Origin of the sequence: Anaeromicropila herbilytica, from assembly GCF_016591975.1 — a bacterium.
Taxonomy (GTDB): Bacteria; Bacillota; Clostridia; order Lachnospirales; family Lachnospiraceae; genus Anaeromicropila; species Anaeromicropila herbilytica.
Genome location: NZ_AP024169.1, coordinates 1,261,293 through 1,276,510 on the forward strand (window position 1 = coordinate 1,261,293; position 15,218 = coordinate 1,276,510).

The 15,218-nt window shown below is 30.9% G+C and carries 11 protein-coding genes; 9 read left to right on the plus strand and 2 right to left on the minus strand.

The window, feature by feature from the left end:
* The first annotated feature begins 140 nt into the window (after positions 1-140).
* From leuA to bsdtb5_RS05590, 9 genes are all read left to right on the plus strand, one after another.
* Positions 141-1,811 (plus strand): 2-isopropylmalate synthase, encoded by a 1,671-nt coding sequence (gene leuA / locus bsdtb5_RS05550; protein ID WP_271715042.1) that lies wholly within the window; start codon positions 141-143, stop codon positions 1,809-1,811.
* A 368-nt stretch (positions 1,812-2,179) separates the two neighbouring features.
* Entirely contained in the window at positions 2,180-2,956 is a 777-nt protein-coding gene (locus tag bsdtb5_RS05555) for an ABC transporter permease (RefSeq protein WP_271715043.1), read from the plus strand.
* Positions 2,957-2,977: 21 nt separating this feature from the next.
* Positions 2,978-3,718 (plus strand): ABC transporter ATP-binding protein, encoded by a 741-nt coding sequence (locus tag bsdtb5_RS05560; protein WP_271715044.1) that lies wholly within the window; start codon positions 2,978-2,980, stop codon positions 3,716-3,718.
* Positions 3,719-3,930: 212 nt separating this feature from the next.
* The gene (locus bsdtb5_RS05565) at positions 3,931-4,743 is read left to right on the plus strand and encodes an HAD-IIA family hydrolase (RefSeq protein WP_330611948.1); all 813 of its coding nucleotides are present in this window, start codon (positions 3,931-3,933) and stop codon (positions 4,741-4,743) included.
* A gap of 589 nt (positions 4,744-5,332) precedes the next feature.
* Complete coding sequence (locus tag bsdtb5_RS05570) at positions 5,333-6,091, plus strand: IspD/TarI family cytidylyltransferase (protein ID WP_330611950.1); 759 nt, start codon at positions 5,333-5,335, stop codon at positions 6,089-6,091.
* Positions 6,092-7,117, plus strand: coding sequence for a ribitol-5-phosphate dehydrogenase (locus bsdtb5_RS05575; protein ID WP_271715045.1), 1,026 nt, complete (start codon positions 6,092-6,094; stop codon positions 7,115-7,117).
* A gap of 21 nt (positions 7,118-7,138) precedes the next feature.
* Positions 7,139-8,923, plus strand: a complete 1,785-nt coding sequence (locus bsdtb5_RS05580; protein ID WP_271715046.1) for a CDP-glycerol glycerophosphotransferase family protein — start codon at positions 7,139-7,141, stop codon at positions 8,921-8,923.
* A 344-nt stretch (positions 8,924-9,267) separates the two neighbouring features.
* Positions 9,268-10,413 carry a CDP-glycerol glycerophosphotransferase family protein gene (locus bsdtb5_RS05585; RefSeq protein WP_271715047.1) on the plus strand — a complete coding sequence of 382 codons (1,146 nt, stop codon included), beginning with the start codon at positions 9,268-9,270 and terminating at the stop codon, positions 10,411-10,413.
* A 27-nt stretch (positions 10,414-10,440) separates the two neighbouring features.
* Positions 10,441-12,198: a CDP-glycerol glycerophosphotransferase family protein gene (locus tag bsdtb5_RS05590; protein WP_271715048.1), complete on the plus strand. Its 1,758-nt coding sequence runs from the start codon at positions 10,441-10,443 to the stop codon at positions 12,196-12,198.
* Positions 12,199-12,306: 108 nt separating this feature from the next.
* Here bsdtb5_RS05590 and bsdtb5_RS05595 read toward each other — a convergent pair whose 3' ends face one another.
* Together bsdtb5_RS05595 and bsdtb5_RS05600 are read right to left on the minus strand one after the other, a co-directional pair.
* Entirely contained in the window at positions 12,307-13,353 is a 1,047-nt protein-coding gene (locus bsdtb5_RS05595) for an LCP family protein (protein ID WP_271715049.1), read from the minus strand.
* Positions 13,354-13,420: 67 nt separating this feature from the next.
* Positions 13,421-14,845 carry an undecaprenyl-phosphate glucose phosphotransferase gene (locus bsdtb5_RS05600; protein ID WP_271715050.1) on the minus strand — a complete coding sequence of 475 codons (1,425 nt, stop codon included), beginning with the start codon at positions 14,843-14,845 and terminating at the stop codon, positions 13,421-13,423.
* Positions 14,846-15,218 lie beyond the last annotated feature (373 nt).

Here is a 15,218-nt window from a genome sequence, read left to right on the forward strand (position 1 = left end):
TTAGGATGGGGCTAGAATAGATAAAGCTAAACTATTTATCATCAAAAAATATAGCGTGATTTATCGACTCCAAAGTTTTAGAAAAAAGCTATGTTAATTGAAACGTTTGAGAATAGTATCTAAAATTAGGAGGATTAATTATGTTAAAGTATGAAAGATATAAGAGAGTACCTGTAGTTAATTTATCAGATAGACAATGGCCGAATAATGAGATAAAAGGAGCTCCTATCTGGTGTAGTGTAGATTTAAGAGATGGTAATCAAGCACTCATAGAACCGATGGTAGTTGAGGAAAAGATAGAGTTCTTCAATCTGTTGGTAAAATTAGGGTTTAAAGAAATTGAAGTAGGGTTTCCTTCTGCATCTCAGATTGAGTATGATTTTTTAAGACAGTTAGTCGATCGTAAATTAATACCTGATGACGTGATTATTCAAGTATTAGTGCAATGTAGAGAGCACTTAATTGAACGTACATTTGAAGCTTTACAAGGAGTAAAGAAAGCAATTGTTCATATATATAATTCAACGTCAACATTGCAAAGAGATGTAGTCTTTAACATGAATCAAGAAGAGGTTAAAAAGATTGCAATTGAAGGTACCGAATTAGTTAAGAAATATATGAAAGATTATGATGGAGAAGTAATCTTAGAATATTCGCCTGAAAGTTTTACAGGTACGGAACTGGAATATGCATTAGAAGTTTGTGAGGCAGTCTCGGATACTTGGGGTGCTTCTAAAGATAAGAAAGTAATATTTAATCTACCAGCAACCGTGGAAATGACTACTCCAAATGTTTATGCGGATCAAATTGAATGGATGCATCGCAATTTTAAAAATAGAGAAGCTGTTATTCTTAGTGTTCATCCTCATAATGATAGAGGAACGGCTGTTGCAGCAGCTGAATTAGCATTGTTAGCTGGGGCAGATCGAATTGAAGGAACGTTATTTGGTAATGGAGAAAGAACTGGAAATGTTGATATTTTAAACATTGCATATAATATGTTTTCACAGGGGATTAATCCAGAACTTCATTTAGAGAATGTGAAAGAGATTATTGATGTCTATGAGAGATGCAATAAGATACCTGTACACATTAGACACCCATATGCTGGAAAGCTTGTCTTTACTGCTTTTTCAGGCTCTCATCAGGATGCTATCAATAAAGGTGTTAAAGCAATGAAGGAAAGAAATCAAACATACTGGGAAGTACCATATCTACCAATAAATCCATCAGATGTAGGTCGAGAGTATGAACCAATTGTTCGTATTAATAGTCAGTCTGGTAAGGGTGGAGTAGCTTTTGTCATGGATACTTACTTTGGATTTAAGCTTCCGAAAGGAATGCATAAAGAATTTGCTGATGTTATTCAGAAAATTTCTGAACAACAAGGAGAAGTATCTCCAGAAACAATTATGGAAAAATTCAGAGAAGAGTATCTTAACCGTAAGGAACCATTACATTTTGTAAAATGTAAAATCGAGGATTTATCTGATACGGATGAAGAATATGATACAAAAGCTATTTTAACATTTACAGACCACGGAATTGAAAGAATTGCTGAAGCACTTGGTAATGGTCCAATTGATGGTGTTAAGAATGCACTTCGTAAGAAACTTGGAATTAACACAAAAATATTGGATTATTCAGAACATGCCTTAGGAGAAGGTTCCAATGCTCAAGCAGCCGCTTATATTCAATTGTTAGACTTAGAAACAGGAAAAGCAACCTTTGGTGTTGGTATCAGTTCTAATATTACAAGAGCATCATTCAGAGCTATATTTAGTGCGTTGAATCGTCTTGACCAAAATTAAAGAATAAATTAAGCAAAAAAATAAGGTAATGTAATTACCTTATTTTTTTGTGAGATCGATTCATTCAGTGTATACATGATAACTCGCGTTTAAATTCATAAAATTTAGTCAAAATTAATTTATAGCTATCATTTTACGCACGAATTTGTTATAATCAGAGCGGACTTATGATTTGACTGTAGATGTAAGAAGTTGTAAATGGGGTTATGGTAAAAGTTATAGTTAGATATAAGTTTAGAATAAGAAAAGAAGAGGTGATATGTAAATACATGATAAATTGACTTGTTATAGGAATGGTGCTATAATAGGTAGCTATTACAGAAAAAAATTAACATATTAAATTATAAAAATATAAGGTGGATTTTACATTGAATAGAGTAATTAAAAATTTCATGAAATATCGATTCTTATTAGTAGAATTAGTAAAGAAAGATATTAAATTAAAGTATAGAAAGTCAGTTCTAGGAATCTTATGGACTTTATTAGAACCAATATTAACGACAATAGTTTTATATGTAGTATTTTCACAACTAAAATCAAATGAGGATAACTTCGCAGTATATATTTTAACAGGAAGATTATTGTATACGTTCTTTGCAAATTCAACAAAAGCTTGTGTAAAGTCGATTCGTACAAATGGATCAATGATTAAGAAAGTATATGTTCCAAAATATATTTATCCGTTATCATCAGTTTTGTCAAACTATATCACATTCTTGATATCGCTGATTGTATTAGTTGGAACATGTGCCATTTTTAGGCTATGGCCAACAAAGTATATTTTAGCTAGTATATTCCCACTAGTAATCATCCTAATTATGTCTTTCGGATTTGGATTGTTATTAGCAGCGTATGCTGTATTCTTTAGGGATTTAGAATACTTATGGAGTGTTGTACTAATGATGATTATGTATGCATCTGCTATCTTTTATGATGTTGATAAATTGATAAAAGGATCAAAAAATGCTTGGGTATTCCGATATAATCCATTATATGCAGTAATAGTTAATTTCCGAGATGCTGTATATGGAAGACCAATTGAAAAGTTTTATTTAGCATATTCCTTTTTAGTAGCAATAGTATCATTAGTTCTTGGTATATATGTATTTTATAAGAAACAGGATGAATTTATACTTAATATATAAGTGAGTAGTAGGAGGATTAACATGAGCAAGACCGTGTTAAAGGTAGAAGATGTAAGCATGAGATTTAACTTAAGTTCTGAGAAAGTTGATGATCTAAAAGATTATGTAATAAAATTAATAAAGCGTGAGCTTAATTTCCAAGAGTTTTGGGCATTACAGAATGTATCTTTTGAATTACAAAAAGGTGATCGTTTAGGAATCTTAGGATTTAATGGAGCAGGTAAAAGTACATTATTAAAAGTAATCGCAGGTGTATTAAAACCAACTCAGGGTAAAGTAACAACACAAGGAAAGATTGTACCGCTTCTTGAACTTGGTGCTGGATTTGATAAACAATATACTGGTGCAGAAAATATTTATTTATATGGTGCCATGCTTGGTTATTCCAAAGAATTTATTAATGAAAAATATGATGAAATCGTAGAATTTTCAGAATTAAAAGATTTTATTGATGTTCCAGTTAAGAATTATTCCTCTGGTATGAGATCAAGATTAGGATTCTCAATAGCAACGGTAGTTGAACCAGAAATACTTATTCTAGATGAAGTTCTTTCTGTAGGTGATGAAAAGTTCAAGAAAAAGAGCGAAGCTAAAATAAAATCGATGTTCGATAAGGGAGTTACCGTATTATTTGTATCTCATAATTTAAAGCAAGTACAGGATTTATGTAATAAAGCAATATTACTTGAAAAAGGAAAGATAATTTCCCAAGGAAGTATTGAAGAAGTTAGTGAAGCATATGGTGAAAAATTAAATCGTTAATAATTATAGAATAGAGAGATGTTATAATAGTATAAGTAACGTATGTAACATTATTATTCTGATTTTAAAATAAAGGTTGAAAGAGCTCTCTTTCAACCTTTATTTTAAATATTAGAAAATTCTAATCGTTAAATTAATATTGATATATAAATCAATAACATAGTAATTGATGTTATATATCATAATAATAAATGGAGAAAGGTTGAATAGAAATGAACAATATTAGTTGTATGCCAAATAATAAAAAATTATATTTACTTGATATTGATGGTACAATAGCCTTTGATAATGATTTGTTTGATGGAACGAAAGAATTTATGGAGGAAGTCAAGCATCAAGGAGGAAAGTATGTCTTTATTACGAACAATTCTACCAAAAGTATTAAAGATTATATGATAAAGTTTACTAACCTAGGAATAGATGTAGATGAAACCAATTTTATTACATCCTCCTATGCGACGGCCCTTTATTTAAAAGAAAACTATAAAGAGGAGCTTATTTTTGTATTAGGAACCAAATCATTTATACAAGAATTAAGAGATTATGGATTGACTATTACAGAAGAGATTAAGCCTAACATTAAAGTGGCTGTTGTTGGATTTGATAATGAATTGACCTATTCAAAGATTCAGACAATATGTGAGTTGTTAATAACAAGAAAAATTGATTACATTGCAACGAATCCAGATTATGCATGCCCTACCTCCTTTGGATATGTTCCAGATTGTGGAGCTATCTGTGAATTTATTGAGAAAGCAGTAAAGCGCATGCCAATCTATGTAGGTAAACCAAATCGGTTAATTGTAGATATGGCCATGAAGGCAACAGGATATTCAAGAGAAGAGACATTAGTGATTGGAGATAGATTGTATACAGATATTGCATGTGGAAGAAATGCAAACGTTGATACATTAGTTGTATTTACAGGAGAAGCTAAGCTAGAGGACTTAGAAGAAACTGAATTCAAACCATCGTATTATTGTGATACAATACGTGATGCTTATGAGCATATATGTACGAAGTAATATAAGTTAAAGCGAGATACACTTAGTAAACTAATATTAGACTTTTGACCCTAGCATTATGAAATGATTCGCCTGACAAATGACCTGTTTGGGAGACAGTCTAGGCAATTTGCACAAAACAGAAAAACTCATGCTTCATTGAATATGTATAAGAAGTTCTAGTTCTGAGATCATAGTGTGAAATAAGAAAATTTTCACACCCCTTGATTGTTACATCGCCATAGGCGATAAAGGGGAGCTTTTGTGTAAAACATATGCTAGGACAGATAACTCGCTGCGCTCAGACAGATCTGTTCTAGCATATAACACGAAATAATCCCAGAACAAGATCTTCTAATACATATTCAAAGGCGCAATCGCTTTTTCTGTTTTGTGCAAATTGCCAGGCAAGATTCTGAAACAGGTCATTTATCGGGCAACCCATGAAATGTTTAATGGTTCAAAAATATGTATAATATTACAAATACATGAGAATGCTTTTGCTGTAAATTAAGAAACTATTAATAAACAATTAAGAATCACGCATAAAAAGTAATTGTAGTTTTATACTAATTGATGTATAATATTGATTGAATTTTGGAAGAAAATGATGCAAGTTGAAGAAAATTCATATAATGAAAATAAATTACGAGGTGAAATCATGGTATATGGTGTAATACTAGCAGGTGGTATTGGAAGTAGAATGGGAAATACCGAGAAACCAAAACAATTTTTATTAGTTGGAGAAAAACCAATTATTATTCATACCATTGAAAAATTTTATGCAATAGATCAATTCGAGAAGATTATTGTATTATGTCCTTCTCAATGGGTAGGTCATACACAAAGTATAATTAAAAAATATATTAAAGATAGAAGTAGAATCGTTGTCATAGAAGGTGGAGATACAAGAAATGAGACAATTATGAATTCTATTCGCTATATTGAAGAAAATGATGGATTAAAAGATGATACAATTATCGTTACACATGATTCTGTTAGACCATTTGTAACATACCGTATCTTAGAAGAAAATATTAAATTTGCTGAAAAATATGGTGCTTGTGATACGGTTATTCCAGCAACTGATACTATTGTAGAAAGTACTGATAATCTAAAAATCTCAAGTATACCAGATAGAAAGCATATGTATCAAGGACAAACTCCTCAGACTTTCAATGCGAAGAAATTAAAAGAGTTATACCTTGGTTTATCAGAAGAAGAAAAAGAAATTTTAACAGATGCTGCTAAGATATTTGTTATCAAAGGTGAAGAAATATACTTAGTTGAGGGTGAAGTACACAATATTAAGATTACTTATCCTTATGACTTAAGAGTGGCAGAATCTTTACTTAAAGGAGACAAATAGATGTTAAATACAGTTTATCGATTAGTTGCGCCAAGAAGAATTGAGATTGCGTTTACAGACATCGATTTGTTTGGAGAAGATGTAATCGTAAGACCAACACATCTTTCTGTATGCAATGCAGATCAAAGATATTTTCAAGGAACTCGTGATCCAGAGGTATTAGCGAAGAAATTACCTATGGCCTTAATTCATGAAGGTATTGGTGAAGTAATCTGTGATCCAACGAATACTTTTAAACCAGGAGATTCTGTTGTTATGATTCCAAATACACCAGTAGAATCTGATGAGTTTATAGCTGAAAATTACCTACGTTCTAGTAAATTCCGTGCAAGTGGATATGATGGATTTTTACAAGAATTTGTAGCTATTAAGCCAGATAGATTAGTTTCCCTTCCAGACGACATTAATAAGTATGTTGCTTCCTTTACTGAGATTGTAAGTGTAAGTGTACATGCTATTAGCCGTTTTGAACGTTTCTCTCATGCTAGAAGGGATAAGATTGGTGTATGGGGAGATGGTAATTTAGGATTTATCACTTCACTTTTCTTAAAGACAATGTTCCCTGATTCAGAAGTATATGTTTTTGGTATTGATGAAGAAAAATTAAATTATTTTTCTTTTGCTGATAAATGTTATGTTACAACAAAGATACCAAAAGATCTTGAATTAGATCATGCATTTGAATGCGTTGGTGGAAATGGTTCTCAAATTGCTATTAATCAAATCATTGATTATATTAAGCCAGAAGGAACGATCTCAATCTTAGGTGTATCAGAATATCCAGTACCAATTAATACTAGAATGGTCTTGGAAAAGGGACTTCGTATTTTTGGAAGTAGTCGTAGCGGAAGAGAAGACTTTGTGAAAACTGTTGAATTATACAAATCACATCCAGAAATTGTAGAATATCTTGAAAGTTTAGTAGGATTTAAAAAGGAAGTTCGTAATGTGGCAGATATTTCGATAGCTTTTGAAGAGGATATTAAGAAGGCCTTTGGCAAGACTATAATGAAATGGGTGAAATAATAGACACAGAGGAGCTAACTTATGTTTAAACCAATCATAAATATCCAAGAATTCGTACTAGAGCAAAATAAACTAAAGTTGAGTATTAAATTAACTTGTGATACAGATATTCAAGTAAGATCACCAAAGATTAGAGTAGTATTTGAAAATGGTAAAGAAGATAGAAGATTACCAATGATAATTGAAGCCAATTATTATACAAATGATATGGAATCCAATATTATTTATGCAAAGTATCATTTTAACCTAAAGAAAGTATTCAATGATTGGGATCCAAATGAAAATGTTAGTATCTACTTTGCTTTAGCATATGGTAATAACTATGTAGAAAAAATACCTTTTAGCTTTAGCAGAGATGTTGTGCTAGAGAATGAATTCTATTTAATTGATGCGAATGAGGAAAAAGGTAAAATACATTTTGAAAGAATATCACCTGAGGATGACTTAAGTGAAGAAAATCCAGTAAAGGAAAAAATTAAATTATTTATTAGTAGTATATATAGCTTTTTACTATATCTAGTAGGAATTTTAGTATTACCTTTATTTGTTTTAGATGCAATACTATCTAGAATGGGAATGAGTTCTAAGAGTAGTGCGAACAAATTCACAGGAGTGAAGTGGTATCTTTCACACATCCGTTGGAGATATTCTTCTTTCTGTAAGAAAAATATCGGTTTGAAAGATATGAAGTTGAATTATCTAAGAAGACGATATAATCATTATATTCATCATCCAGTTGTATCTAATCGTATTGCTTTCTTATCAAGCAGAAGAAATGATATCACAGGCAATCTTGGATTTGTATATGATCAGATTAAAGATAATAAAGAACTCGATATTCAGTTTTTACTTGATCCAAGCAATTTAAAGGAAATGAGTTTTCGTAATCTGAAAAAATTGGCTTATTTAAGTGCAACATCAAAAGTAATTTTGGTAGATGATTTTTATCCAATTTTAAATAGTTATGATCTAAGAGAAGAAACAAAATTAATTCAATTATGGCATGCATGTGGTGCATTTAAGACCTTTGGATTTTCACGTTTGGGTAAGAAAGGTGGTCCTACTCAGACAAGTAAAAATCATAGAAATTATGATTATGCGGTAGTTAGCTCAAAAGAGATTGCAAAGTATTACGCAGAAGGCTTTGGAATACCAAGCAGAAATGTTGTAGCAACAGGTGTACCACGTACTGATATTTTCTTTAATGCTGAATATAAAGAAAAAGTTGAAAAAGAATTTTATAGTCAGTATCCAAAGTTAAAAGATAAAAAGATTATTTTATTTGCGCCAACTTTTAGAGGTAATGGTAAGGAATCTGCTTTTTATCCAAATAACCGATTTGATCCAATGCAAGTATTTGAGGAAACGAAAGGTGAATATGCAATTATTATTAAGCATCACCCATTTGTAAAGAATCGATATGAGATACCAAGTAGTTGTGCAGACTATATTATTGATATGTCTGAACAATCAGAACTAAATGATTTATTATTTGTAACAGATCTTGTTATTACAGATTATTCATCCTTGATATTTGAAGCATCTTTGCTTAATATACCTATGTTGTTCTATGCATATGATTTAAGGCAATATATCAGTACTAGAGATTTCTATTATGAGTATGAGATATTTGTACCAGGTAAGATTGTATCTAGCCAAGCAAAGATAGTAGATGCTATTCTGAAAAAAGATTTTGAGGAACATAAAATAGATAGCTTTAAGAAACAATTTTTTGATCAGTTGGATGGTCGTTCCACAGAACGTGTGACTGAGCTGATTTATGATATTATTGATAATAAGGCATAACTATTTAATATAAAGGTTGTAGTAACTGGTTAGGATGTCAAAAGTCTTACTTAACATAAATTGTGTATATTGATGTATAATTGTTAATTTTAGCGTAGTCCGGCTGAAAGCAACGTTTATATTTTGTCAAGACTCAAAGCGAAAATAGGAACGTGAGTGAGTATTTTCACTTGTTGTGAGGCTTGTAAAAAATATGTTGCTTGAAGGAAAGGTAGTTAAAATTAATAATTATACAGCGATTTACACTTAGTAAACTAACATAAGACTTTTGACATCCTAACAAGTAACTGAATAGCTACAATAAACATAGTTTGAGATCTTTGAATAACTTAAGGAGAAGAGATATGAAAGATATCACATATCGATTATATGGAGTCATATTCAAGATAGCTAAGTTATTTCCTGTAAAGTACCATAAAGTAGTTATCTATATGATTCATAATAGTAATTTCAATGACAATCTTAAATTTGTGTATGACGAAATGAAGCGAAGAGATCCATCTTTTCGCTTCATTGTTATATCCAAAAAAGATTTGTTTCATCCACAAGGAGATAATAAAGCATACAAATTTTTAAAAAAGATATATGGTGTTTTTTATTTCTATATAATTTTAAATTATCATTTTGCATCAGCAGAATACATTTTATTAAATGATAATTTTCTTCCTTTAGCATATATGCCATTAAAGAAAGCTACAAAACTTATTCAATTATGGCATGGTGCAGGGGCATTTAAGAGATTTGGACTTTCAACAGAAGAAAAGGAATCTGTACGTAACATGGTTCAGAAAGGGAATGCCCAAGTACATGCTCTCTTTGTTACCTCTAAGAATGTTGTACCATATTATGAAGAAGCACTAGGAGTAATAAAAGATAACATCTATCCAGTTGGGTTACCAGCCACGGATTATTATTATAAGATAGAAGAACATAAGGATGTTATCATGAATCTAAGAAATCTTTATCCTAGTATTAAGCATAAAAAAGTAATCCTATATGCGCCAACATTCCGTAACTCAGAGGAAGAGAATAATAAGATACTTAGCAAATTTGATTGTGAGCGTATGGTTAAAGAATTGGGTGATGAATATATAATTCTGATACGAATGCATCCACAGATTCGTCCTGAGTCTAGAAATATACAGGCGCCTTGCATCGATGTTACGGATTATAAAGATGTAAAAGAACTTTATGTATTGTCAGATTTATTAATTACTGATTATTCATCGGTAGTTGTAGAATATGCACTATTAAAGAAACCAATGATATTCTATGCATATGACCTTGAACAGTATGATAGAGGATTTTATGATTCTTATGAAGAATTAGTACCTGGTAAGATAGTTAAGGATATGGATCAATTAGTCCATGCAATAAGTGAAATTGAGAAACAAGAGAATAATCAAAAACATGATGAGTTCTTAAAGAAACAATATGATTACTTTGATGGCAATTCTACCAAGAGAGTAGTAGACGTGATCCTAGAGTAAATATTAGAAGAAGGGATAATAAAAAATATGAAACCTAATATAATAATAGATCATATGGTAGCTAAAGATGGATATCTTCATCTACATATTCAAGGTGTATTAGAGAATTGTCACCGTAAGGATAAAATAAGAATACTTCTATTATTTACTCATGATAAAGAAAATAGACGCCTACCAGTGGAGATAAAGTATCGTTACAAAGAGCTACCATCCCTATCATGTGAATTAGAAGGAGAAATTGTTGTTGACTTGCCTTTTGTATTTTATAAAGAACAAGAATTCCTTTCTTGTAATATGAAGTTGATTCTTGAATACGGAATGGATGAAATTGATAATATACCTTTTGCAGTAGATAAAAATATAGATATTGAAGGCATAGAAGTATCACAAAATAATCTTGTGATTATTCAGAAACTATTTCAACGTAAAGTGCATAAAAAAGAAGGTTTTTTCTACCGAATCTATCAAGTAATATCATTCATAGTCTGTTTTCTATTCTTACCCTTCTTCCTTATTGACGCACTATTAGCTATAAAAGGGGTCATCACGCAATATCCTAAAAATAGTAAAGAAAAAGGTATAAAAGCCATATTGCGTCATATCAATTATCGTACAAAAAGAATATCGGGGCTTAGTTATAGTACGAGAGATCTAAAAACACAATTCTTTACGATTTGTTATAACTTAATGAAAACTAAACCAATAATTGATAATCGAATCCTTTTCCTCTCAGAGAGACTAACAAATGAAAAAGGAAATTTATTAAGAATTTATCATGATTTGGCTACCATAGATGATAAGCTTGAATACATCTTATGGCAGAAAGAAAAGACGGTTAGCCAAATGAGCTTAAAAGAGCTCTATACGGTAGCTAAATATATTGCTACATCAAAAGTTGTTGTCTTAGATGATTTTTATCCTCAGTTGCATGCACTTTATGTAAAGAAGGAGACAACTATCATTCAGTTATGGCATGCATGTGGTGCTTTTAAAACCTTTGGTTTTACAAGAATGGGTAAGCCTGGAGGAGTTGCACAAGATTCTTTGAATCATAGATCCTATGATCTTGTATTTGTAAGTGGAGAGAATATTCGTGGAGTATACAGTGAAACATTTGGAATTCCGATTGAAAATGTTAAAGCGCTTGGAGTTCCAAGGACGGATGTATTCTTTGATAAGGAATATGAAGGACAAGTGAAAGAGAAACTTATAAATAGGTATCCTAATTTGAGAGATAAAAAGGTAATATTATTTGCTCCTACTTTTCGTGGTGATGGTAATCGTGATGCTTATTATCCAGTTCAGAAGTTGAATCTAAACCATCTATTGGAGTCTTTGCCAGATGATTATGTAATTATCATTAAGAATCACCCATTTGTAAAAAATAAATTCGTATATGATCTGAAATATTCGAATCGAGTAGTTGATACTTTCACATCAACAGAAGATATTAATGACTTATTATTTGTAACGGATCTATTGATTACGGATTATTCATCTGTAATCTTTGAAGCTGCTCTACGGGATATACCAATGATCTTCTATACGTTTGACTTAGAAGATTATATGGAGAATAGGGATATCTATTATGATTATAGCAATTTTGTTCCAGGACCTATTGTGATGGACCAAGAGGAATTGATACGAGAGATTCTCGTTGCGAGAGAAAATAATAGGGATAGTAGGCAGTTTCGAGAATATTTCTTAGATGCATTGGATGGTAAGTCTACCAAGAGAATCACTGATTATATATATAACAATTATTTTAGTAAACAAGTTAGTTAAAATTAAAGTAGATAAATATAGAATAATTAGAAGGTTAATAACAAAGCGAAGCAATATATAAAAGAAAAGAACTCTGAACAAAAGGAAATATGTTCAGAGTTCTTTTTTCTATTTATATATAGCAGCAATATCGTTGCTATAGCTTTGAACAGTACTAGAGGGCTTATAATCCTCTGTTCCAAATAAGAATTTATGAAGCTCACTAACATTATTCGTTAGTGATTTTGGAAATACATAAGAAACACCTTTGTATGTTGTTGCTCCATTTTCAAATGGGAATCCTTGTTGCTCTTTAATTGAATAAAAGAATACGTCTTTTGATAAATTAAGGATATCAAGAGTATCAAGACTCGTGTATATTTGAGGTATCATTTCATCCATAACATTTGATAAAGTAACAACGTTTGTTTTCTTTGCTTTTTCTAATATCTTATTTACAACAGTTCTTTGACGTTCTGCTCGTTTAAAATCACCACCTGCTGTATAACGAACCCTAGAATAAGCAGTAGCTTGCGTTCCGTTAACAGTTTGCGTTCCAGCAGACTTTAGATATGGTGAATTTGTTTTATTAATTCGGTTTAGGTCTTTGGTATACCCATTAACATATTTTAATTCTGCATCCGTAATATCAAGTGTGATACCACCAAGCTCATCAATTACATTGCTTACTGCACTAAAGTTTACTGTCACAAATTCTTTAATATTTAAATCGAAGTTTTTATTAATTGTACTAAGAGCTAATTCGGGGCCACCGTAAGCATATGCATGGGTAAGCTTTGTATATCCGTGTCCAGGAACGTTAACGTAAGTATCACGAAATAGGGATACTAGTTTGACGTCTTTGGTCTTTCTATTGATACTTGCTATCATAATGGAATCACTTCTGGTATTTTCCTTTAAATCATTAGCTCTTGAGTCAACTCCGAATATTGCGATGTTACGATAACCGTCAAGACCTGAGAGATCTGTGTTATTCGTAGCAACGTTATTTGTATTTAATTCTGCTTTTGGTATACGATCGATTTTAATATAGATATATACAAAAGCAATAAGAAGTAGTATAACAAGCACTTCTAGGGCTATGAGCCATTTCATTTTTTTACGTTTTTTCTTTTTTCTAACTGGTTCTCTTTCTGAATAATTATTTTTACTCATAATAATCTCCATTCTGCTATAACGCTATAAATATTGGGAATAGCATAACTAAATATTTTATATCGTTTTAATAGGCATTCTTATTGACGAAGCCCTTAAAAAAAGTCATTACCAAAATCTTAAAATCAAGTCCTAGTGTCCAATTTTCAATATAATACAAATCATGATCAATTCTTTTACGTATAGAAGTATCACCTCGATAACCGTTTACTTGAGCCCATCCAGTAAGACCGGGTCTTACTTGGTGTTTAATCATATATCTTGGTATTTCTTCCTTAAATTTTTCCACAAAGAATGGTCTCTCAGGTCTAGGCCCTATCAAACTCATATCACCTTTTAAAACATTAAATAATTGAGGAAGTTCATCTATACTAGTTTTACGTATTATAGAACCTATTTTAGTCACCCTAGGGTCATTGATAGTTGTCCAAGCTTTTCTCTCTTTTGTTTCGGTTTGAACCGCCATGGAACGGAATTTATACATTTTGAATTCACGGTTGTGAAGGCCAACTCGATTTTGTGAAAATATAATCGGTCCTTCTGATGTTAATTTAATAATAATTGTAACAATAATCATTGGTATAGAAAAAATAATCAAGGCTACGATTGCACCAAAAATATCAATGACACGTTTGATGAATTTATTAAATGAATTACTTAGTGGAACATTTCTAATGTTGATAACAGGTAATCCATTCAAATCCTCAGTATATGGATTCGTAGGTATAATGTTATGATAATCAGGTACAAATTTGGTATGCACACCGGATTTTTCACAAATGGATACAATGCTTTCTAACTTTGAATACTCATCGATGCTTAACGTTATTGCTATTTCATCAAGATCATTAGTAGCTAAAAAGTATTTTAATTCATCAACGGTACCAATAACATGAACTCCTTTATAGGCAAGATGTTTTTTCTTAGTATCATCAAGAATACCATGAATTAAATATCCCCATTGAGGATTATTCACAATTCGATCAATGTAACTTTCTGCAGCTTGGCTATAACCAACAACAAGAATGTGTTTCATATTGAATCCTTTGCGTCTTAGATGTTGTAGTGAAGCAGCAAGGGCAAGTCGGAAGATATATTCAAGTAATACTGTTACAACGAAGAATACAAGAATAAACTTACGAGAAAAATGGATATCTTTAATAAATACATATAATACAATAATGTAATAAATGATACCAATTGTATTTGCTTTTAACAGATTCCATAACTCTACACGTTTACCTTTGGAACGCTTGGGGTCATAAAGATGACCGAGATAGTAAATAACAATATAACCAGGGATGATATAAAACAGTTGCCGTGCATAAATATCAACAGGATAGTGATAAGCTGTTTCTAGCAAAAAGAAATCAAAATGTGCAGGTAAAAATTCGAATCTTAATTTGTATGATATATAATAAGAAAGGATAATTATAAAAGCATCTAACAGGACATGGATTCTGTTGAATGTTTGTTGATTGTTTTTTATCATTAATTACCACCTTTATCTAATACTATTATTAAGTAAACGAACCTAATTAGAAGATATTTGGTTCGCAACCCATTTATTATAATACATGATTACCATATTTTCTACAATATAAAAATTCTTAAAATATCCAGTAGAAATATTAAGATTCCTTAGTATTTGTTGTTATTATCCTTATATTGATTTAAGTAGTAAGTAATGTTGGATATATAAATATCAGATGAGTTGCCTGACAAATGAAAATATAAGTCTTTCTTCACATTGAATGATTAATAAAAAAGGAATATAATGAAAGAATATTGGATTAAAATCAATTCCGTGTAAGAAAAAATTTATTTTTTCTTCACAAACTCTACACATTTGATTGATAAACTTA

Excerpts from the sequence above, each read along its gene's own strand:
- bsdtb5_RS05595 (WP_271715049.1), bottom strand. The coding sequence starts at position 13,353 with ATGAGTAAAAATAATTATTCAGAAAGAGAACCAGTTAGAAAAAAGAAA.
- bsdtb5_RS05590 (WP_271715048.1), top strand. The coding sequence starts at position 10,441 with ATGAAACCTAATATAATAATAGATCATATGGTAGCTAAAGATGGATAT.
- bsdtb5_RS05580 (WP_271715046.1), top strand. The coding sequence starts at position 7,139 with ATGTTTAAACCAATCATAAATATCCAAGAATTCGTACTAGAGCAAAAT.
- leuA (WP_271715042.1), top strand. The coding sequence starts at position 141 with ATGTTAAAGTATGAAAGATATAAGAGAGTACCTGTAGTTAATTTATCA.
- bsdtb5_RS05585 (WP_271715047.1), top strand. The coding sequence starts at position 9,268 with ATGAAAGATATCACATATCGATTATATGGAGTCATATTCAAGATAGCT.
- bsdtb5_RS05570 (WP_330611950.1), top strand. The coding sequence starts at position 5,333 with ATGCAAGTTGAAGAAAATTCATATAATGAAAATAAATTACGAGGTGAA.
- bsdtb5_RS05560 (WP_271715044.1), top strand. The coding sequence starts at position 2,978 with ATGAGCAAGACCGTGTTAAAGGTAGAAGATGTAAGCATGAGATTTAAC.
- bsdtb5_RS05575 (WP_271715045.1), top strand. The coding sequence starts at position 6,092 with ATGTTAAATACAGTTTATCGATTAGTTGCGCCAAGAAGAATTGAGATT.
- bsdtb5_RS05600 (WP_271715050.1), bottom strand. The coding sequence starts at position 14,845 with ATGATAAAAAACAATCAACAAACATTCAACAGAATCCATGTCCTGTTA.
- bsdtb5_RS05565 (WP_330611948.1), top strand. The coding sequence starts at position 3,931 with ATGAACAATATTAGTTGTATGCCAAATAATAAAAAATTATATTTACTT.